This window comes from Photobacterium obscurum (genome assembly GCF_026191635.1).
GTDB lineage: Bacteria > Pseudomonadota > Gammaproteobacteria > Enterobacterales > Vibrionaceae > Photobacterium > Photobacterium obscurum.
The window spans coordinates 163,556-183,552 of sequence record NZ_JAKRRW010000004.1 but is presented as its reverse complement, the minus strand read 5'-3'; the positions used below and the strand labels follow the sequence as shown (position 1 = coordinate 183,552).

Genomic DNA, 19,997 nt, shown 5'->3' with positions numbered 1-19,997 from the left:
CGTTCACTCTTCGTTTATAGTTATTGATAAATGCAACATTAATGCCTATCAATACTCACTCTCATTACTGTAATACTAGGCATATTTGCGACATAATTCTCAATTTGGGAATAAATATGCAAATAATTATCGACAAAGTATTCGCATTTTGCTTGTTGAAAAAGTGAGACAAACATAAATATCTACCATATTAGTTTACTAAGACTGCAAAAAAAAACTCTGTCCCAAGAAAAAGGCCGCATGAAGCGGCCTCGATTGATAACGACAACGCGCGTTTAATTAAGGCTCGTCGGTCACAGGTTTTGGCATGTAGTGTTCGGCACGCAATCCAAACAGCTCCGGCAATGAAGTACCGACAGAGATCGATGACCAAGTACCGGTAATAATGCCTATAAATAAGGCAATAGCGAAACCTTCCAAAGGGCCTCCGCCCAATAACCACAGGGCACTGACAGTCAACAGCGTGGTACCCGATGTCACCAGGGTGCGAGAAATCGTTGCTGCGATAGCTTCGTTATTAATTTCGTGAATCGGCTTATTGGGCTTGGCGATCAGTATCTCGCGAATACGATCTGCGATAATTATCGAGTCATTGAGCGAATAGCCCAGAATCGCCATTACAGCAGCCAGAACTGTCAAATTAAACTCCATTTGAGTGGCCGCAAAAAAGCCCAAGGCAAAAATAATGTCATGAGCCAGCGCAAACAAAGAGCCCGAGGCCAGTCGCCACTCAAAGCGATAGCTGAGATAGCCCATAATACATAGCACCGCGACCAACAATGCCAATCCGCCCTGTTCCGCCAGTTCCTGACCGACTTGCGGGCCGACAATACTGGTATTAAGCACATTAACTTCGGTTGCCAACGGGGCTAGTAGCTGATCAATCGACTGAACTTGCTCCGTGCTTTCCGGCACAGCGTAACGTAATACCCAACGTCCCGGCTCTCCGGCAGAGACTACGCTCACTTCCTGATGAAGTCCGGCATTTAAGAGTGGCTCAACTTCACTACTGGTGATCTTCGGGTCAAGCTGTACTTCGCTGACCACACCACCGGTAAAATCTAACCCCCAGTTCAAGCCTCGTGAGGCAATCATAAAGATGGAGAAAACCATCAGCAGAACAGAGACAGCACTGGTAAAGTGACGCCATTTAGTTGCATTTTTCATATTGATTAACATGGCCTTAAATCCTCACGTCACGACTTGCATCACGTCCCCACACCAAGTTAATGATGGCGCGAGAAGCAAAAATACCGGTAAACATACTGGTTAACAGCCCCAGCCCAAGTGTCATTGCAAAGCCCTGGATCGGGCCATTACCGATGGCATACAAAATCACGGCGGTGATCATTGTGGTGAAGTTAGCATCGAAAATGGTGCTAAAGGCACTGCTGAAACCTCGGTCAATCGCCTGGGCAAAGCTACGGCCTTCTTTCAGTTTATCTTTGATCCGCTCGAAAATAAGCACATTGGTATCTACCGCCATACCGACCGTCAGAACCAATCCGGCAATACCCGGCAAGGTCAGTACCGCCCCCGGGATCAGCGCCATCAAACCAAATAGCATGATCATGTTCGCGATCAGCGCAACATTAGCGACCCAACCCAGACGGCGATACCAAAGTGCCATAAATAGCAGGGTCATACCCAGTCCCAAACCCAGCGCGGCAAAACCATTCTCGATATTCTCTGCCCCCAGTGTCGGGCCAATGGTACGTTCTTCGACAATGGTTACTGGCGCGGTCAATGAACCGGCACGTAGTAGCAGAGCGAGTTCCTGAGCATCCTGAATCGAACCCGCCCCTGTGATCCTAAAACGATTACCTAACTGGCTCTGAATCGTTGCGACACTGATGATCTCGCTACTCTGCTTCGCATTGCCTTCACTATCTCGGCTGTATTCACTGAATGACGTTGCCATCGCTTTGCCGATATTCTGACGAGAGAAGTCAGACATAATCTTTCCGCCGGCATTATCCAGCGTAATATTTACTTCAGCCGTCCCCATCTCACCAAAACTGGCACGGGCATCGACAATATGATCACCACCAAGGATAGGCTTATGAGAGACCCGAACCGAACGACCATTCTGGTCTTTCATTTCCATTGTGCTGCCCGTTCCCGGTTCTTTCACTGCATAGAAAGCCAGGCTGGCAGTTGCACCAATTACGTTCTTCGCCGCGGCAGGATCCTGAACCCCCGGCAGTTCAATGCGAATACGGTTTTCTCCCTGACGCTGAACCAGCGCTTCAGTAATGCCCAGCTCTTCGATTCGACTACGCATTGTCTGCAGGTTCTGCTGGACAGTCAGGTTACGCAATGCGTTTTTTTCGTCTTCTTTCAGTGTTAGTTTCACACCGGATCCGGCACCGTTTGTCACCTGCCACTGTGGGTACTCTTTACGAATAAACTTACGAACTGCACTGTTGGCCTCAGAGTCAGGTAAACGAACGCTCAGCATATCGACGCCAGAAGCTTCTACCCGTGCCCCTCGAATCCCATCCTCACGAAATTGCTGTCTTAGCTCATCGCCTAGCTGTTCGCCCTGAGCCTTAAACACCTGATCAACATCGACATCAAGCAGGAACTGCACACCACCACGTAAATCCAATCCCAGTTTGATTGGAGCAAATCCCATCGTCTGCAGCCACTGCGGCGCCGCCGGTTCCAATGCCAATGTCAGCTGTGATTTGCTATTGGCTTTATCATTAATTAAATCGGCCAACACGGCTTTGGCCGCCGTTTGCTGACTGTCATCCTGAAGCACAACAACGGTTTTATCGCCTTGCTGGTCAATTCGTTTTACGTCAATGCCTTTATCGGTGAGGTGCTGCTGGAGAGCTATCGCTGTCGGAACAGGCTCGCCTTTGGCAGCAATCTGGACGGCTGCATCCTCTCCGTACCAAGTTGGTATTGCACTCATCAGCATGATAAGTACAGACATCACCAAAACCACATATTTCCAAGTCGGGTAGTGGTTGATTAATCGTTGCTTATTGGGTTTTCTCATTGTTAATGCGCCATTTTCCTCATCAGATCATGGATATCTGATGTTGATGGAATCATTCTCTGAGCACGCAACATCGCGCTTATACAAGCGTTACAATGCCGTAGATTGGCTGTTGTCATAACTCAGTCGAAACCAGATAACGTCTGCAGGCCATCACGGCAGCTATCGTATCTGGATAGTGAAATCAAAAGCATCTGCGCTCTGGCTGCTCTTACAAGCAGTTAAGCCCATAGCTCTCTCAGGCGCGGATTAGGCGGTGCTGGTAAGTAGTAAAGGTGAGGTTGCTCTCTTTCCAGCCGGAGACTCGGCTAGATGGCGGATTGGTGTTGAGCATCCAATTTAGGCTTTCACATAAATCGACACTATAGCCTTTGGTCAAACAAGGAACAGGCTCTATAGGCAATTCAATCGCCAGTTGGTAAAGCGGCTGCACCTCTTCCGGATCATGACGCAGCAGGTTGGCCATACGGGAAGAGCTTGTCAAAGCCGGATCATAGCTACGGCTCTGTGTAGAGTGCTTTTCTAGAGGTTGAGGATCGGGTGATTTGGAAAAATCCCAGATCAGTGATCCATCTGCAGTTTCAGAGGGGACTTTCGCTAATTCGGTATGAGTCTGAGCAAAAAGAGAGTCAAACTTAGCGGATTCACCAATATGCTGTGTAACGTTGGCTGGCAGCGTCAAACCAGAATCAAGCTGATATGTATCTGCGTGAGCAAACGAGGCTGCCCCTAAACAGATAATAAACATCAAAGCTCGAACTAAAGTTGTCAGCATATAATCAAAATCACCAATACGAATCAAAGGCATCATAGGGCGACAAGGGTAAATTAACAAGTGATTATTTGTACTAGATCACACTTTTATGTTTGAACGTCCTTCACCACAGCAATCATCACTGAAAGCTTAACTATTCACTCCTCCCCTTTTCGCAAAAACCTGATAGAAAATATGATGAATTTTCATTGAATGTAAATATTTTGATCGTTATATTTCATTCACATATCGCTCTACAGGGAAGCTAATCAATGTCTACTAAAAATATCGCGTTTATCGGGCTCGGCACTATGGGCTTCCCAATGGCTGGCCACCTAGCAAATGCAGGCCACCATGTCACTGTGTATAACCGTACTACTGCCACAGCTGAAAAGTGGGCCAAAGAATATCAGGGAGAAATCGCGCTGACACCAGCTGCTGCAGCTAAAGGCGCAGACTTCGTATTTACCTGCGTGGGAAACGATGAAGATGTCCGCCAGGTGTATACCGGTGAAGCTGGCATCCTGTCCAGCGTAAAGCCGGGAACAATTCTTATCGATAACACTACCGCATCGGCAGAAATTGCGCGTGAAATAGCCAAAGCGGCCGCTGAAAAAAGTGCTGATTTCCTCGATGCGCCAGTATCTGGCGGTGAAGCCGGTGCCGTGAATGGCTGCCTGACGGTCATGGTTGGCGGGCAAAGCGATGTATTCGAAAAAGCCAAGCCGGTTATTGATAGCTTTGCCAAAGCCGCAACCTTGATGGGCGATGTTGGCTATGGCCAGGTTACCAAAATGGCCAATCAAATTTGCATCGCGGGGATCCTGCAAGGTTTGTCTGAAGCCATTACCCTTGCACAGTCTGCCGGCCTCGACATTGAAAAAATGACCGAAGTATTAAAACACGGTGCCGCAGGATCATGGCAGCTGGAAAATCGCGCCATGACGATGGCAGCGGACAAGTTTGATTTCGGCTTTGCCATCGATTGGATGCGCAAGGACTTGGGGATCTGTTTTGACGCGGCTGATAAACTGGGCGTTGAGCTACCGCTTGCAAAACAGGTGGATGACAAATACGCCGAGCTACAACAACGCGGCTATAACCGTGCCGATACCTCGGTATTGATTAAGCAGTTTGATAAAGAGTAAGTGAAGGCTCACTATGCGGTAAGGCTGGCCTTTACCGCGCAGTGAGCCTCGTTAGCTAGGCATCAATAACTCCATTACAGTTATTGTCTAAACCATCTTTTCTGCGCTGCCCTTTCTCATTCTTGCCCGGATTCACATTGGCATTGGTATCATCACAGTCATCAACCTCTGCACAATAACCATCCCCATCGTTATCGGTGCAAACCACTTCATTTTCACCACCCCCCTCTTCAGGTAATGAGCCACCGGCAGACCAGTTTAGCGCTTGAGAAGGCTGGATCAGACCATGACCAAAACTATTATCATACCCTGGATTACCCAAATCCTGCGCAGTGGACGTCATAGCTTCCTTCACGTCCTCAGGTTCAATTCCATTAGCAAGTAACATCGCCGCCAATGCGCTGACATGAGGTGTAGCCATTGATGTGCCCTGAAAGAAGTAATATCCCCACGTACCATCACTAGCAAACGTTTCTTGGAGTACTCCATCAGCAAAGCCATCGCCATTTTCATCAGCAGCAGTATTTCCTCCCGGCGCGACAATATCTAGCCCTTTCCCCCGGTTTGAATATGGGGCTAGCGCATTGTTATAGTCTGTTGCCCCGACAGCAATCACACTTGGATAGATAGCAGGGTAACTGACATTCTTGCGAAAACTATCATTGCCAGCGGCTGCAACCACGACCACGCCATTTGCTGCCGCATGATCAAGGGCCGCATCCATTATCGGGTCATTGGTTAAGCCAGAGCGGGCACTCACACCCAAGCTCATGTTTATCACGCCCGCACCATTGCTAACGGCATAATAAATGCCATCGGCAATATCAGCAAAACTGCCTGACCCGCCATCATCCAAGACTTTTACCGGCATGACACAGCTACTGTAAGCTAACCCTGCAACACCGGTACTGTTATTTGTAGCCTGAGCTATCGTGCCTGATACATGGGTACCGTGACCATCGCCATCAGTTGGGTCGTTGTCATCATAGGCAATATCCGTCCCACCTTCTACGCAACCAATGCCATCATTTCCTCCCATTCGAAGACCGGTATCTAGTACAGCAACAGTAACCCCGTAACCATCACTAACTTCCCAGGCATTCTCGACTTCAATCTTTGAAAAATGCCATTGATAGGTACTGTAGTATGGGTCATTGGCAAAATGGCTGGCGATGAAATTTTTACTGGCACGCTTCCCTTTAGCCCGGTAGGCATTTAACTTGCTGGCTTCCTTACCAAGCTCAACTTGTATAACTGATATCCCCGAGTTGGGGTAGAAACGCAGAACTTTTGCGTCGCCAAGTTCGTCCGGAGTCGCTTGTACCACTACCTGCCCGGCATGAAAGTTAGGTTCAGCATTAAGAGTAAAAGGAGTAATGAGAGCAAAAAAGCACAATACAGATCGCAAATTTATCGGCTGTTGTAATAAAAATCTAGACACGTTTTACCTCTGCTACAGTTATATTTTTCCTAAGTGTAGTCGAGGTTAAATCGGTGAAATGCCGAAGGGGTTAACAGCTTAAAAAATCAGCACTTTGCAGGGTGAAAATAGAGAGCATCGCAAAGTTTATACTAATAACTTTAGTTTTAAATTAAATCACTTAGCCTACATTCTTATTAGCTCGTCTCAATATTAAGAATATATGAACTTTTTTGACCTTAGCGCATTTAGAACTGAGAAAAAATTGCCTCCCATAACCGTTCCTCCGCTTCACGCTTTGACTCGGTCTCGCGCATCACTTCATGGCTAGGGGTAAAGCCCGGATCAGTATACTGTGGTTTGGGTAATGGATTCACTTCAATTTTGATCTTGTACTCTTCATTAGGCATCACTTCTACAGCCTTTGTTCCTCCTAATTCAGCCAAGCTATCCGATAGAACCGGTTCCATCAAAACCGAATCATTCAAAAATGTCTCGGCATGTAGCGATACTGGAAGCACAAACAGACATAGGGCCAAGGTTTTAAGTAAGTTTTGCATGCCTGATTTACCCATATTCATCGACTTGGAAGACTTTAACACAATAAAACATTGTTTTATACCTTCTAAAGATGAAAAAAAGCCGCCATTCCAATGGCGGCTTTTCGTTTTCAAGGACTTAGCTTACAGGCTTACAAAGATACCCGCTAGCGCAGCACTCATCAGGTTAGCAAGCGTTGCAGCCAGTACCGCTTTAATACCTAGGCTTGCAACGTCACCGCGGCGCTCCGGAGCCATCACCCCAATCGAGCCAATCTGAATTGCGATAGAGCCAATGTTAGCAAAGCCACACAGTGCAAAGGTAATGATCACCTGGCTTTGTGAAGAAAGCGTTTCTTTTACATCAACAAAATCTAGGAAGGCAACAAACTCATTAAGAATCAGCTTCTGGCCAATGAATGCACCCGCCTGAAGCATTTCGCTTGCAGGAACACCAATAATGAATGCAAGTGGCGAAAAGATGTAACCTAGAATGCCCTGCATTGTCAGGCTCTGCATACCAAACCACTCACCGACCATTTCTAGACCAGCATTTGCCATTGCGATAACACTTACAAACGCAATCAGCATAGTACCGATAGCAACAGCGACTTTCATACCGTTCATTGCACCCGCAGCCAAGGCATCAATCGCATTGCTGTGATCGCTCTTGGCCATCTCGATATCAGTTTGCTCAACCGCGATGCTTTGTTCTGGTACCAGAATTTTAGCCATCATAAGACTACCAGGTGCCGCCATAAAACTTGCCGCGATAAGGTATTTAAGATCAACACCCAGGCCAGCATAACCGCCAAGTACACTACCGGCTACCGAAGCCATACCACCGGTCATGACTGCGAACAGCTCTGAACGCGTCATTTGTGGCAAGAATGGTTTGACCAACAGTGGCGACTCACCCTGAGAAAGGAAGATATTACCAGTTGCTACCAGTGATTCCGCACGACTTGTACCCAATGCTTTCTGGATACCGCCACCGATCACTTTAATAACCCACTGCATAACGCCAAGGTAATATAGAAGAGAAATCAGAGCACTAATGAAAATAACGAGGGGAAGAACGCGGATGGCAAAAATAAAACCGGAAGTTGCTAGGTCACCGAATAGGAACTTAATGCCTTCATCAGCAAAACCCAACACGCTGGCAACACCACTACTCATGGCCCCCAGCATCATTTGCCCAACCGGTACATACAGTACCAAAGCGGCAAAACTTGCCTGTAAGAATAATGCGCCACCGACTGTGCGCCAGTTAATCTTTTTACGGTTTTCAGATAACGCCCAAGCGCATACTACCAGCACCAAAATACCGGCCAAACTAATTAACAACTGCATTATTTCGTCCTGCTGCTTTTAATAAATGGATTGTCGAAATATGAAGGTGTTACTGCCTGCTGCAATAGGGGAACAATTGCTTTCGGGGAGAAAGCGAAATAGGAGGGTCCTGAACCGGTAAGTTCAGTAAATGTGTTTTTGTCCGCCCAAATGTACAACATACAAGTCACCTTGATAACAAGCTAAAGTAACGCCGGTCCAACTCCGTGGGTCGTTCACATTTCCCTGGTGACAGCTTGTAACTAAGGTGGCTGAACTCGATGGTTCTGGCCGGATGCGGAGTATATAGAGATATAGATCACATTAACAACCCCTAGACCGATTTTTTTTGTGATCCAGCTTCAATCGAGCATAAAGCGAACAATTGCAATCAATTGTGTATTTAAATATACCAACAGATGCTTGATGACATATTGTTGCATAAGATCACTTAAGAGCTGTCGAGCATGGCATTACTCAATGCTTTACATCAAAACAGATGGGGTTGAACGGAAACCTCATACGAAAAAAAGAGGGCATTAAATGCCCTCTTTCTATGTCTTGTACAGCAAACCTGACTAGAACTTGTAGTCGACAGATAGTACGACTTGCTGAGAATAGTCAATCTTGGTGTTATTTTCGCTATAGTCTTGATCTAGGTAGCGATATGTCAGATCAGTTGACCAGTTGTCGTTGATTTCATACATCGCACCGACTTGGCCACCCCAAACAAAATCTGTCGAGCTCTTGCCATCAATCTTACTGTCTGCAGCACCAGCAGATACACCAGCAAATAGATTAACGTTTTGTGCGACAGGTAGTAGGTAATCATACGAAGCCAGGAACATGTTTTGTGATGACTTGTCCATGTAGCTATAAGTACCCATAACACGATGGTGGTCATTCAAAATTGCACCACCGCGTAATTGATAAGTCATATCTTCACCGCCGGAAGCACCCTTAATGCTGTCTTCCTGATAACCAGCACCAGCACCTACAAACCATTCAGTATCAGCAGCAAAAACTGGAGAAGCAGCAGCAGAGGCCAAAGCAAGAGTTGAGATAATTGTTAGTTTTTTCATCAGTAAAGCTCCTAATTGTCTTTATAGGAAGAACCAGTTCTTATTGTTAATTACTGTTCTTCGTTCTGTTGCTGACTAATTTACAGGGTTTAACTGAACCTCACCTTAAAATATAAAACAATGTTTTATTCCTGAACTTAAGCTGAATACTCATAAGACTTCATAATGAATTGATGCTGGTTAAAACTTCATTCAGAAAGGTTGGCTGAGTACAATGAAGGTACAAACAACCATAATGCCGATGCCATAACCCTCTACCAATACAAGAAAAATCAGTTTTTCGTTATAGAGCCGGCAACTGTGCACATTAACCGGCAAGTCAAATTGACTAATGGCAGCAGCAAGGCATAATGCCCCAAAAAGTCAGATTAAGGCTGGTTATAATGGCAGATACTCGAGAGCAGAGGTTTATGTTTTCCCATTCCCGGCAGCGGAGAGTTCGCCTCGCCATAATGATTTCCTTTGCGCTTGCTTCACCGCTCAGCTTTGCCAACCAGTACCTATCTGAACTGAAACTGCTAAACTACACCGACTCATACGGTAATGTATCGTTGCGCAATGCTCAAAACCTCGAATTACCCGATCCTATGACCGTAAAAGGCAACCTTAATCTAGAACATAGTAAAATTGAGCGGCTGCCTCGTAAGCTCACTGTCGAAGGTAACCTTAACCTCGCCTACAGCTCTGTTACGCGTTTACCGCTACAGTTGGTGGTTCATGGTTATATCAACCTCGCGCATTCTCAGATCACATATCTGAATAATGGGCTGCAAGTAAAAGGCGACCTGAGCCTTATGGGTACGAAAATCATGCAGCTTCCCCCTTACCTCTATGTCGGCGGAAACCTATACCTTGCAAACACAGGCATAACAGAGCTACCAAAATTTTTAGTGGTACAGGGAAATATTTACCTAGGTGGTACTCCGATTACCGTAATACCCGAACAAGTTACAATTGGAGGTTCAATTTTTCAATAACAACTCTTCAGCCTTAAGCAGACCATTTTTCATAAAACCTTTCATTACCTCTCAACTATCAGAGGGCAATTCCTTAACAAAGGAAATTAGAATTGTCGTACTAGTTAAGCTCTCAAAAAAGAGACACCAATCGTTTGCTTGATATTTAAATAGATTAGAGTGAGATTTCAAATTAATCGGGGATTGCGTTATAAGGGGGGATAATGAATAAAAAATATTAGCCAGAAACACTTTCATTATTAATGTGTTCCTGGCATTTTGTTTACAACAACTTCATTAAAATCAATACATTGCGTTTCTTAACGCCTATGCTGTTACTTTGATTTTTCTTTTACGTTTGTTGTTTGTGACTGATGATAGAACCATTGTCTGCGGTTTCTATTAGCCATAATACACCTCTCATTTTTTCCAAAAACGAGTAAGGTTGATATCTCTATTATTAATACCGTTCTTACTCATCTAATCCGCTTTACTATAACTAACCGTTCGTTACGTCCTTATGACAGTTAGATAAAAATAAAGCTTCACCTTGCCCTGAAAATTAGCCTTGAAACAAAACAACTCAATAGTGCTTAGTACAACATAAGGCTCAGGGATTAAAGAACTGTGTGATATTTCGTAGAAGTGATACTAGAAGCGACCTTATTTAACGGATTAAGGCTATCCACTTTCTTTAATACTTTTCACCGTCCGATTTATCTCAACAAACTCAATATAAGAGCCAATGATTCCTTTTGCAACCACTATCTTGCATTATTTTTGTGACAAAAGTCATTATTGTGCGATTTCTTATCTTCGCCTTATCATCACTTAGCTGCTAACTAATTAATAAAGAAAGATTTCTAACAACAGAAAGAACCTATACCCCACAACGACCCTTTCTCATCAACACAAACCAACAGAGCAAGGTGGGATGCAGAAAACAAAGTTTCGCTCCCCTGCCGCAATCTAACCAACGCCTACTATAAGCAAAGCGAATAATACCCATCAACCCATTGACATTGACACACATGTTGTTAACATCCGAATTACAACTTGACAAAGGGTCAGGAATATGGGCATACACACCATCACTCTTGAACAGACCGCTGCTGTACCCAAGAAAGTACTATTTGAGTTACTTTCTGACCATGAAAATCTTGGACGGTTCTTTGATGCCAAGTATTCATTAGTTAAGCAAGGAAAGCCCGATGTCAATGGGATTGGCGCGGTCAGAAAAGTCATCGCTGGCCCCTTCACCTTTCAGGAACAAATAATTGACTACAAAGAAAATGAGCATCTCCATTATAAAGTCATCCAAGGTGGTCCGGTGGACGAGCACGGGGGCTGGATCCGCTTTAAGAGTTTGAATGCCAACCAAAGCCTGATCCATTACCGAATTAAATTTTCACCACGGATACGAGGTACAGGGTGGCTGATTAAATTGCTTCTTGAAAAGGACATAAAAAAAGCCCTGTCCAGTATTGCCCAATATGGTGAAACTGAATGGAAGCGCGATTAAGCTGCTATCGCGCACGCTTCCAGCCCTTCATAAACTGCACCTACAGCATACATTCGGCATAAATGGTGTCAGCTTCCTCTACTAGTTAGCTGTGCTGTTTAGTGTCAAATCCTCCCTATATACTGATGTACAAAATTTGGCCGCATTTTTGATCCAGTCGATAGCACATGTTTTATGAAAACTATTTAATAAATTATGTTTGATAACTTATTCATAAAAGAAGGAGAGGGCTATGGGACACCAACCATTATTAACAACCGAGCGGCTGATTTTGAGACCTTTCCAACTATCAGATGCAACGAAAGTACAGAGGCTTGCTGGCGATGAATTGATTGCCAACGGAACAATTAATATTCCCCACCCTTACACGGATGGTGTTGCCGGACAGTGGATCGGTAAGCATCTCGCAGGGTGGCAGAGTCAACAGTCAGCTATCTACGCCATTACTCTTAAGTCTAATTTTCGGCTTGTTGGTTGTGTGGGTCTACACAATATTACCAATAGCACAGCCCAGTTGGGTTACTGGATCGGGGTGCCATTTTGGGGCCAAGGGTATTGTACAGAAGCGGCAAAGCGTTTGACGGAATTTGGCTTCAAACGGTTAGAGCTTGACATGATCTATGGCCAACACCTCAGCCGTGATCCTTCACCGGGTAAAATCCTGAAAAAGATCGGTATGGAGCATGTAATGACCAAAAATGATGCAACCCGGGTAAACATGATCACAGAGGATCTTGAATATTACGAGCTCAAGGCACTGACAGAGGTCTGATCCCTGTCAGTACATGGCAAAGCTGATTCTAGCTCTTCACCCGCGCCATATGGTATACATTCACATGTTCACCATTACGAAAAGCATAGTCTCTGGCTTCTCCCTCAATAACAAAGCCGTGCTTTTCATACAAAGCAATTGCCGGCGCGTTATCGGTATAGACCGTCAATTCAATCCGACTGACATTTAGCCAATTTTCTGCGAGATCAATAATAGTAGATAGCAGCTTACTTCCAACCCCCAGCCCGAGGTAATTATCATTCACCGCCATTCCAAACTGGGCAACATGCTTGCGCCGTGGCCTTGTTAAGACTTCCATACCTACTTGCCCGACAACCTCGCCACCCTTTTCAGCAAGTAAGCTATACACATTATCTGGAAGATCAGACAACCGCTTTTCCCACATCCTTAGGGAAGGGAAAGGAAGTTGGAGTGTTCCACTGTAGGCATTTTTCCCTGCATACAAATTTTTTATCGCTTCAATATCTTTGTCTTCTACATGCCTAACAATAACTTCCATTATCACTCTCCGCTAACACTCCAAGCAATAAACATCACATGTAAAAGCAACAAACTCAAGATAAAACAAATAGTTAATATATAGGTTTTTGTTATAACATCTATGTTTTTTATTCGTCTAATTACAATCCTAATCGTGAGGGCATACTTATCGATTCGATATTCAAATTGCACCAAAATACATAGCACTGAAGGATATCAACATGACTGCAAAAAAATGTATCAGCATGGGTGGTCTGCTTCGCTTAAACAAGCATTCTGAATAACTTAGGCAAATAAATATGACTGGTATATTAACAGAATATTATTATTGAATGTAAAGTTATACATAGAAGCCTTATTTTCCATTCCAGACTAAATTTATTTTATAAAAAAACAGCTGCTACAAATTGTTTTATAACACTTAATAACGGCTAAGAATCACCTGACTTTTTTATCATTAAAAGCAGATGGCTTCTAACAGAAGGTTCTTAAAATGTTATTTTACAAGGTAATAGCTGAATAAACAAAATGTTAAAACAAGCCCTCTGTAAAAACCCAATCTATCTTTTTTTGTTGGGACTATACTGAAATTGATGAGTAACAAAGAGGGATGTCTCTTATATTGGCCTAATGATTGTGACTTATTTTACACAATGTTCATAATCACAACCAATAGTTAGATTCTAACCTGTTGTTATATCAATAAAAATAAAAAAACACTGAAATTAATTGAAAGAAACATATTGATGGCAGGTCTTATATTTTGAATGTGGACACTATGAACATATAACAAAATGGCTGATGCCACAGACTAATGAGGTGAAGATTATGTCTAGCTTGAAAGTAATAACTGCTACTGCTGTGATCCTAATGTCATCTTCAGCACTGGCTGATATCCGTGTTGCTGATACACACAACGGCGCATGGATTACTGTTACAGAAAACGGTCAGCCTGCGGCAAACGCATCTGTTTCTGTTGCTAACGTTCCGCAACAAAAACAATCTTACAAAACTGATGAGAAAGGACGTGTGTTCATTCCTCTAACACTGGAAAATTCACGCTCTATTAAATACAAAGCAAAAACAGAGTCAGGTCGAGAATCCTCTCGCTTTGCTTTCCACTCTACTAACAAGTAACGAATACCTTAAAGGCCCTCTAGCAGGGCCTTTAATTTTTCTCATCTCGATACTCATATTTCTTTAAGTCTCTTGCTAATACCAAAGCAAGCCCTATGATTTGTAAAAATAGCGCTAAATTTCTCAGCTGTGAAATTGACTTCATCTTCGCCAAATGTATTTCAATTAAATCCAAGTTATCGAGATAAAGCTGGTTTATTTTATCTCTCTGTTCAACCTGAACTTTATTCAAATTACTCATCAATAATGGGATGCTATTAAGTGCTAGGTTATCTATTTTATTATCCAGCCAATAATTAATGTCGGCAATTACCTGTTCACTCACTTCTTTAGCAATTGGCCTTTTAGCCATTTCACTCGCCGAAACTAAGTCTAAAACCTGTTCTCGTTTCCTTTCCACGGTTTCAACCTGCTGCCAAATAAGATTAATCAGTTTGTCATTATCTTGCTGCATCTTAATCAAATCATTGGCTTGGCGTGTCGCATCATCAATAAAAAAATTCGTCATCAGGGCTGAGATAATATTGAGAAGCAGCCCTGTTGCTACTAATGTCCAAGTTGGTACTGTCCAAGTCCTCATAAGCACATATATCCTGGTTTAGACACTGCATCCATACACGGTTTACCAAAACAACCTCTTCATCAGTATGGCAAAAATTGGTCGCAACCGATCATTTAGCCATCCATTTTCAACTACATGACTAAAAAAGACTTATTACTGAGAATAGAAAAAGATCCCTTTGTGATCCCTTTTTTTACTGACTACATTTATACCCAAACTACCTCAGATGCTTGGGTATAGACATACGGTTTTAAGAAGGATATCTCAGTATGGCATGCAAACAGACAGCAACACGTACGATCTTACTCTCTGGGTCTTGTGAAGAAGCCAAGCGTCGAGAGTTAAAGAATGCCTTCAACGATACATGGGAACTGTACGAGTCTCTCTTTGAGGTTATCAATAAAGATTCCGCTTTTTATTCTAAAGCCGAGCCGCTACGCCACCCACTGATTTTCTACTTTGGTCATACTGCCACCTTCTATATCAATAAACTCAAACTTGGCAAATACATTTCCCAGCGAATTAATGAAAAATTTGAGTCTATGTTTGCCATCGGGGTTGATGAAATGTCCTGGGATGATATGGACGACCAACACTATGACTGGCCTACTGTAGAAGATGTCAAAATATACCGAAACAAAGTCCGCCAGCTGGTCAACACTGTTATTGATTCCATGTCTGTATCACTGCCAATTTCATCTTCAGATCCTGGCTGGGTCATCTTAATGGGGATCGAACATGAGCGAATTCATCTTGAAACCTCTTCGGTCATCATTCGTCAACTGCCACTAACGGATGTCAGTCCACACCCCAACTGGCAGCCCTGCACCGATACAGGTACCCCGTTATGTAACCGTTTGCTGTCGGTATGCGGCGATACCATAACGCTAGGAAGACAACCTGAAGATGACACCTATGGTTGGGACAATGAGTTCGGCCAACAATCCTTTACAGCTGAAGACTTCAAAGCCTCCAAATACCTAGTTTCCAATCAAGAGTTTTTGGCGTTTGTCCAAGAAGACGGCTACCAGAAGCCGCGCTTTTGGAATGATGAAGGCAAAGCATGGCTCAGCTTTACCCAAGCTACCATGCCCCGCTTTTGGCGATATAGGGATGGTAACTGGTTACAACGTAACCTTACTAATGAGATCCCTTTACCACTTAACTGGCCTGTCGAGGTCAATCAACTTGAAGCCAAAGCGTTTTGTAACTGGAAATCCGAGCAACAGCAAGCCAATATCCGCCTACTAACAGAAGCTGAATGGTACATATTGCGTGGCTACATTGCCGAAGACTCCCCTGGTTGGCATGAGGCTCCGGGCAATATCGAACTGGAATACTATGCCTCTCCCTGTCCGGTAGACCGTTTCGAGCATGAAGAGTTTTGCGATATCGTAGGTAATGTCTGGCAATGGACAGAAACTTGTATTGATGGCTTTCAGGGTTTCAAGGTCCACCCCTTATACGACGACTTCTCTACCCCGACTTTTGACGGCAAGCATAACCTCATCAAAGGCGGCTCCTGGATTTCGACCGGCAATGAGTCGATACTGGCATCGCGATATGCCTTTCGTCGTCACTTTTACCAGCATGCCGGATTTCGCTATGTTGAATCAAACCAGGCTCCAGATAGTATGACCTCATTGAACATCTATGAAACCGATGAGCTTATTTCCCAGTATCTTGAGTTTCACTATGGTGGAGAGTACTTCTCTGTTCCCAACTTCTGCGTGAGCGGTGTTAATCTATGTCTTCGCGAAATCCAACTCAGTCATTCATGCAAAGCATTGGATATTGGTTGCTCGGTCGGACGGGCATCATTTGAACTCGCAAAAACGTTTGATCATGTGGATGCTATTGATTTTTCCGCGCGTTTTATCCAGCAGGCCTACTCCCTGATCGAGCAGGGAGAAAAGCGGTACACGATTCGTACCGAAGGTGATCTGGTCGAATTTAAGAGCGTTACACTAACGCAGTTAAACTATGATGATGTCATCGCCAAGGTCAATTTTGTACAGGGTGATGCCTGTAACCTTAAAACTCAATATAGCGATTATGATCTGGTTTATGCATCAAACCTTATTGATAGGCTGGGCGATCCAAAATTATTCCTTTCCACTATCCACCAGCGGATCAATGAAGGTGGGTACCTCGTTATCACTTCCCCCTATACCTGGCTTGAAGAATATACCGACAAAGCCAACTGGCTTGGGGGGATCAAAGTACACGGAGAGAATTTCACCACCCTCGATGGCCTTACCGAAACGTTATTCCCGCATTTTGAGTTGATTGCAGTTAAAGAGCTCCCCTTCGTAATTCGGGAAACCAAGCGCAAATTCCAGCACAGCCTGTCGGAGATGACCATTTGGCGAAAGCGCTGAGAGTCAACGGGGGGTTTGTCACTCACTTGGTTATCCGCTAAGTTAATGCTACTGTACTGCTCCCGAATGAGCAGTACTGAGCATAACCTAGGGTGTATCCCTTAATTATTTGCACCATCGTTATTGGTCCAAAATTCGTGGGAGCAATCGAAATGGCGATGGGCACAACATCATTGAGAGACATCCCCTAATGAAAACACCTTGCGTAGCAAAATGTAAAAACAACGAAGGGATCTGCGGCGGTTGTTTTCGAACAATGAGTGAGATCACTGAGTGGCGCCATATGAATGATGTAAAACAAAGCGATACCATCGATGAAATCCAAGGTGAGCGTTCAACACATATTTGCAGCCAATGCGGTAAGCCCGCTTATTGTGATATCAGTGCAGGAAAGTCTACCTGCTGGTGTTTTGAGCTAACCAAGCGAGATACTTCAGGGGTAAAATCACCAGAATGCCTATGTCGAGAGTGCTTGGCAAAACTCCCGCTATTGAACTGAGAAAAAGCGAGGATCAACCGCGCCCGTTGACCTTCCATCATAGCTTGCTTCCAGAAATATAATAATTTTGCATATCTGGTTGAATTCAAATACCTAATACTTATAATCGTCGTTTATCTAGATTGCCACGAAGAGCCCGATGCTAAAAAGTCTCCCCCTAATTTCTATTCTCGTTACTGCATCAGGCATTGCCTATTCCCAACCTGCCTATAATGTTCTCCCTGACAATGAAATACTGTGCAAACAGGCAATGGGAAAGCTGCTGGCGCAACAGCAAGTCATTTTTAGTGATAATCAGGCTGCCCCTGATGTACGCCGAGCAGCAGAACGAGCGATTGATACTAGCCGTGAAGCCTTCCGCGCACACGGAAGCTACTGCGAGGCACAGGAGGCTCTTCAGGCCTATAAACCAGAAAAAGATAAAAGCTTTCGCTATCGCAAAGGCGAAGTGAACTTTTTTGGTCGCGGTACTGGCTAACGGCCCCGACCAAGCTCCTATTCCCTCCCCACAGAGCCTCTTTGACTAAATACAGATGCCCAAGCCGCTTGAAATCACTTGGGTATATTAACCTGCTACTATTAAACCAAAAGTAGCAGGAGATAATGACGATGAAGAAATGGCTACTGTTCGGTCTACTTACTCCTATCTTTCTGATTGGTTGTGAGCCTGAAGTGAAGGCCGGTTTTTCTGCCCAACAACTTCAGCAAAGCTGGGTTCTGACAAAAATTGATGGCAAAGATATCAATATTGAAGAGCCGATAACCATTCCTGGCATGGCGATCGATGCCGATCTTAAGGTGTCTGGTTTCAGCGGCTGCAATCAGTTTTTCGGCCAGGTTGAAGTCTCCGAAGGCAACAGGTTTCGAGTAACAGCCATGGGTTCAACCAAAATGGCATGTATTCAGGATGATTTGGCCGAGCTCGAATCCCTAATGAGTAAATCTTTACAGAAATGGAACAATGTAGCTCTCGAAAACAATATACTGACACTGACATCCGAGCAGCATATTCTCACGTTTATGCCACAAGGGACTGTAGAGCCAGAATCGCCTCAGTAAGTCGAATTGGTTAACATTTTAAGGTGCTTATCCCCAGCTTATTTCAACATACTTGGGTATATCGGCGCCTTTTGAATTCACCTGAGCGCCAACTCAATGGGTAATATGAAACTAAGCAAACAAAAAGCAAAAGTACTGAATGCAGCCATCAATAATTGGGAAAATGAACAGCTCATCTCTGACGAGCAAGCCAATAAGCTCCGTTGCAGCTATCAAATTGTTGGTTTTGACTGGAAGTTGTTGGCAGTTTATTCGTTCTGGATAGCTATTACTTGCTTCATTATTTCTGTCGGGGTTCTACTGGCAGATGACTATTTGCTCGACCTTCTTGCACAAATTATCGACGCGCCGGCAAGCCTTCTCGCTACAGCGAGTGCCATCATTGCGTCACTCTTTTTGGTCGCAGGTGTACGTCGACGAAACAAATACCCAGCCAAAAATGTCAGCAATGAAGCGACCTTCTTTTTTGGGGTACTAATGACGGCTGTCTCACTTGGTTTTGTCAGTGAAACCACCCTGTTCAGCGCCACGCATGATGCAGTTTTGCTACTGTTGCTCACCTTAATCTATGCGGTGTTAGGTTTACATCTTTCATCCGTGTTGATTTGGCTGTTTGCCTTATTCAGTTTTGGGGCCTGGATACTGTCGCAAACCACTTACCTAGCGGGTTCGAGTGGTTACTTCCTTGGTTTGAATATCCCGCTTCGCTTTGTATTTGTCGGCTTAGCGATTCTTGGCCTAAGCATCGTGGTAGATAAAAAGCCGCAATTGGGACGATTCAAGGAGCCAACCCGATTTATTGGCTTGCTGTATCTGTTTCTAGCCTTGTGGCTACTCTCTATTTTTGGCAACTACGAAGACTTGGCTGCATGGTCTGTAATCCGCCAGGTGGAATTGCTCCCTTGGTCAGTTGCCGCAGGAATTGCTTGCATCGCTGCGATCTACATAGGCATTAAAACCGATGATGCCTTAACCCGCAGTTTTGGTATCACATTCCTACTCATAAACCTCTATACCCGGTTCTTTGAGTACTTCTGGGAGTCATTCCATAAAACAATATTCTTTGCCATCTTAGCGGTGAGTTTCTGGTTAATTGGCTCACAGGCAGAGAAACTCTGGCAGATCGGGGGGAAAAGCCAAACGGCGGAATAGAGATAAAACCAATAGCGTCCAGACAATTAATACCAATTCCATTAATTATCCAAGCATTCAGATAATTAGTAGATTTTGTATAACTGTTTTTCATTGGTATCTTGAACGAAGTTGGTATCATGGTGTGGGTATTTGGCTACCTAGAATCAATTTACCCCGCCTAGGCCCTTC

General features: G+C 44.3%; 19 protein-coding genes. 10 read left to right on the top strand and 9 right to left on the bottom strand.

What is annotated here, in order from left to right:
• Nucleotides 1–279: 279 nt before the first annotated feature.
• The 3 genes from secF to MD588_RS06900 form a co-directional block, all read right to left on the bottom strand.
• Nucleotides 280–1,179, bottom strand: a complete 900-nt coding sequence (gene secF, locus MD588_RS06910; RefSeq protein WP_265696303.1) for a protein translocase subunit SecF — start codon at nt 1,177–1,179, stop codon at nt 280–282.
• A 4-nt stretch (nt 1,180–1,183) separates the two neighbouring features.
• Nucleotides 1,184–3,010 carry a protein translocase subunit SecD gene (secD, locus tag MD588_RS06905; RefSeq protein ID WP_265696302.1) on the bottom strand — a complete coding sequence of 609 codons (1,827 nt, stop codon included), beginning with the start codon at nt 3,008–3,010 and terminating at the stop codon, nt 1,184–1,186.
• A 238-nt stretch (nt 3,011–3,248) separates the two neighbouring features.
• Nucleotides 3,249–3,785 carry a hypothetical protein gene (locus tag MD588_RS06900; RefSeq protein WP_265696300.1) on the bottom strand — a complete coding sequence of 179 codons (537 nt, stop codon included), beginning with the start codon at nt 3,783–3,785 and terminating at the stop codon, nt 3,249–3,251.
• A 251-nt stretch (nt 3,786–4,036) separates the two neighbouring features.
• Between MD588_RS06900 and MD588_RS06895 the strand changes: the two genes are divergently transcribed.
• Entirely contained in the window at nt 4,037–4,912 is an 876-nt protein-coding gene (locus MD588_RS06895) for an NAD(P)-dependent oxidoreductase (RefSeq protein ID WP_265696299.1), read from the top strand.
• Between the two features lie 55 nt (nt 4,913–4,967).
• On the opposite strand, the gene MD588_RS06890 is transcribed toward MD588_RS06895, so the two are convergent.
• The 4 genes from MD588_RS06890 to MD588_RS06875 all read right to left on the bottom strand — a co-directional run bounded on the left by MD588_RS06890 (nt 4,968) and on the right by MD588_RS06875 (nt 9,285).
• Nucleotides 4,968–6,353, bottom strand: coding sequence for a S8 family serine peptidase (locus MD588_RS06890; protein WP_265696298.1), 1,386 nt, complete (start codon nt 6,351–6,353; stop codon nt 4,968–4,970).
• 227 nt (nt 6,354–6,580) lie between these two features.
• On the bottom strand, nt 6,581–6,892 hold the full coding sequence (locus MD588_RS06885) for a hypothetical protein (RefSeq protein WP_265696297.1): 312 nt from the start codon (nt 6,890–6,892) through the stop codon (nt 6,581–6,583).
• A gap of 123 nt (nt 6,893–7,015) precedes the next feature.
• Complete coding sequence (locus tag MD588_RS06880) at nt 7,016–8,224, bottom strand: NupC/NupG family nucleoside CNT transporter (protein WP_265696295.1); 1,209 nt, start codon at nt 8,222–8,224, stop codon at nt 7,016–7,018.
• Nucleotides 8,225–8,781: 557 nt separating this feature from the next.
• Nucleotides 8,782–9,285: an outer membrane beta-barrel protein gene (locus MD588_RS06875; protein WP_265696294.1), complete on the bottom strand. Its 504-nt coding sequence runs from the start codon at nt 9,283–9,285 to the stop codon at nt 8,782–8,784.
• A gap of 383 nt (nt 9,286–9,668) precedes the next feature.
• On the opposite strand from MD588_RS06875, the gene MD588_RS06870 reads away from it, so the two are divergent.
• The 3 genes from MD588_RS06870 to MD588_RS06860 all read left to right on the top strand — a co-directional run bounded on the left by MD588_RS06870 (nt 9,669) and on the right by MD588_RS06860 (nt 12,535).
• A complete protein-coding gene (locus MD588_RS06870) occupies nt 9,669–10,262 on the top strand; it encodes a hypothetical protein (RefSeq protein WP_265696293.1) in 594 nt (197 codons plus the stop codon).
• Between the two features lie 1,054 nt (nt 10,263–11,316).
• A complete protein-coding gene (locus MD588_RS06865) occupies nt 11,317–11,763 on the top strand; it encodes an SRPBCC family protein (protein WP_265696292.1) in 447 nt (148 codons plus the stop codon).
• 232 nt (nt 11,764–11,995) lie between these two features.
• Nucleotides 11,996–12,535: a GNAT family N-acetyltransferase gene (locus tag MD588_RS06860; protein ID WP_265696291.1), complete on the top strand. Its 540-nt coding sequence runs from the start codon at nt 11,996–11,998 to the stop codon at nt 12,533–12,535.
• Nucleotides 12,536–12,563: 28 nt separating this feature from the next.
• On the opposite strand, the gene MD588_RS06855 is transcribed toward MD588_RS06860, so the two are convergent.
• Complete coding sequence (locus MD588_RS06855) at nt 12,564–13,055, bottom strand: GNAT family N-acetyltransferase (RefSeq protein ID WP_265696290.1); 492 nt, start codon at nt 13,053–13,055, stop codon at nt 12,564–12,566.
• Nucleotides 13,056–13,864: 809 nt separating this feature from the next.
• Here MD588_RS06855 and MD588_RS06850 point away from each other — a divergent pair.
• Nucleotides 13,865–14,173, top strand: a complete 309-nt coding sequence (locus MD588_RS06850; protein ID WP_265696289.1) for a hypothetical protein — start codon at nt 13,865–13,867, stop codon at nt 14,171–14,173.
• A gap of 31 nt (nt 14,174–14,204) precedes the next feature.
• Here MD588_RS06850 and MD588_RS06845 read toward each other — a convergent pair whose 3' ends face one another.
• Nucleotides 14,205–14,753 carry a hypothetical protein gene (locus MD588_RS06845; protein WP_265696288.1) on the bottom strand — a complete coding sequence of 183 codons (549 nt, stop codon included), beginning with the start codon at nt 14,751–14,753 and terminating at the stop codon, nt 14,205–14,207.
• Nucleotides 14,754–15,004: 251 nt separating this feature from the next.
• Here MD588_RS06845 and ovoA point away from each other — a divergent pair, with 251 nt between their 5' ends.
• The 5 genes from ovoA to MD588_RS06820 all read left to right on the top strand — a co-directional run bounded on the left by ovoA (nt 15,005) and on the right by MD588_RS06820 (nt 19,826).
• Nucleotides 15,005–17,116 (top strand): 5-histidylcysteine sulfoxide synthase, encoded by a 2,112-nt coding sequence (gene ovoA, locus MD588_RS06840; RefSeq protein ID WP_265696287.1) that lies wholly within the window; start codon nt 15,005–15,007, stop codon nt 17,114–17,116.
• A 190-nt stretch (nt 17,117–17,306) separates the two neighbouring features.
• Nucleotides 17,307–17,615 carry a DUF1289 domain-containing protein gene (locus MD588_RS06835; RefSeq protein WP_265696286.1) on the top strand — a complete coding sequence of 103 codons (309 nt, stop codon included), beginning with the start codon at nt 17,307–17,309 and terminating at the stop codon, nt 17,613–17,615.
• Between the two features lie 139 nt (nt 17,616–17,754).
• A complete protein-coding gene (locus tag MD588_RS06830) occupies nt 17,755–18,093 on the top strand; it encodes a hypothetical protein (RefSeq protein ID WP_265696285.1) in 339 nt (112 codons plus the stop codon).
• Between the two features lie 131 nt (nt 18,094–18,224).
• Nucleotides 18,225–18,674, top strand: coding sequence for an META domain-containing protein (locus tag MD588_RS06825; RefSeq protein ID WP_265696284.1), 450 nt, complete (start codon nt 18,225–18,227; stop codon nt 18,672–18,674).
• A gap of 105 nt (nt 18,675–18,779) precedes the next feature.
• Nucleotides 18,780–19,826 (top strand): hypothetical protein, encoded by a 1,047-nt coding sequence (locus tag MD588_RS06820; RefSeq protein ID WP_265696283.1) that lies wholly within the window; start codon nt 18,780–18,782, stop codon nt 19,824–19,826.
• Nucleotides 19,827–19,997 lie beyond the last annotated feature (171 nt).

Excerpts from the sequence above, each read along its gene's own strand:
- secF (WP_265696303.1), bottom strand. The coding sequence starts at position 1,179 with ATGTTAATCAATATGAAAAATGCAACTAAATGGCGTCACTTTACCAGT.
- secD (WP_265696302.1), bottom strand. The coding sequence starts at position 3,010 with ATGAGAAAACCCAATAAGCAACGATTAATCAACCACTACCCGACTTGG.
- MD588_RS06835 (WP_265696286.1), top strand. The coding sequence starts at position 17,307 with ATGAAAACACCTTGCGTAGCAAAATGTAAAAACAACGAAGGGATCTGC.
- MD588_RS06845 (WP_265696288.1), bottom strand. The coding sequence starts at position 14,753 with ATGAGGACTTGGACAGTACCAACTTGGACATTAGTAGCAACAGGGCTG.
- MD588_RS06825 (WP_265696284.1), top strand. The coding sequence starts at position 18,225 with ATGAAGAAATGGCTACTGTTCGGTCTACTTACTCCTATCTTTCTGATT.
- ovoA (WP_265696287.1), top strand. The coding sequence starts at position 15,005 with ATGGCATGCAAACAGACAGCAACACGTACGATCTTACTCTCTGGGTCT.
- MD588_RS06875 (WP_265696294.1), bottom strand. The coding sequence starts at position 9,285 with ATGAAAAAACTAACAATTATCTCAACTCTTGCTTTGGCCTCTGCTGCT.
- MD588_RS06895 (WP_265696299.1), top strand. The coding sequence starts at position 4,037 with ATGTCTACTAAAAATATCGCGTTTATCGGGCTCGGCACTATGGGCTTC.
- MD588_RS06860 (WP_265696291.1), top strand. The coding sequence starts at position 11,996 with ATGGGACACCAACCATTATTAACAACCGAGCGGCTGATTTTGAGACCT.
- MD588_RS06880 (WP_265696295.1), bottom strand. The coding sequence starts at position 8,224 with ATGCAGTTGTTAATTAGTTTGGCCGGTATTTTGGTGCTGGTAGTATGC.
- MD588_RS06855 (WP_265696290.1), bottom strand. The coding sequence starts at position 13,055 with ATGGAAGTTATTGTTAGGCATGTAGAAGACAAAGATATTGAAGCGATA.
- MD588_RS06820 (WP_265696283.1), top strand. The coding sequence starts at position 18,780 with ATGAAACTAAGCAAACAAAAAGCAAAAGTACTGAATGCAGCCATCAAT.
- MD588_RS06900 (WP_265696300.1), bottom strand. The coding sequence starts at position 3,785 with ATGCTGACAACTTTAGTTCGAGCTTTGATGTTTATTATCTGTTTAGGG.
- MD588_RS06830 (WP_265696285.1), top strand. The coding sequence starts at position 17,755 with ATGCTAAAAAGTCTCCCCCTAATTTCTATTCTCGTTACTGCATCAGGC.
- MD588_RS06865 (WP_265696292.1), top strand. The coding sequence starts at position 11,317 with ATGGGCATACACACCATCACTCTTGAACAGACCGCTGCTGTACCCAAG.
- MD588_RS06885 (WP_265696297.1), bottom strand. The coding sequence starts at position 6,892 with ATGCAAAACTTACTTAAAACCTTGGCCCTATGTCTGTTTGTGCTTCCA.
- MD588_RS06870 (WP_265696293.1), top strand. The coding sequence starts at position 9,669 with ATGGCAGATACTCGAGAGCAGAGGTTTATGTTTTCCCATTCCCGGCAG.
- MD588_RS06850 (WP_265696289.1), top strand. The coding sequence starts at position 13,865 with ATGTCTAGCTTGAAAGTAATAACTGCTACTGCTGTGATCCTAATGTCA.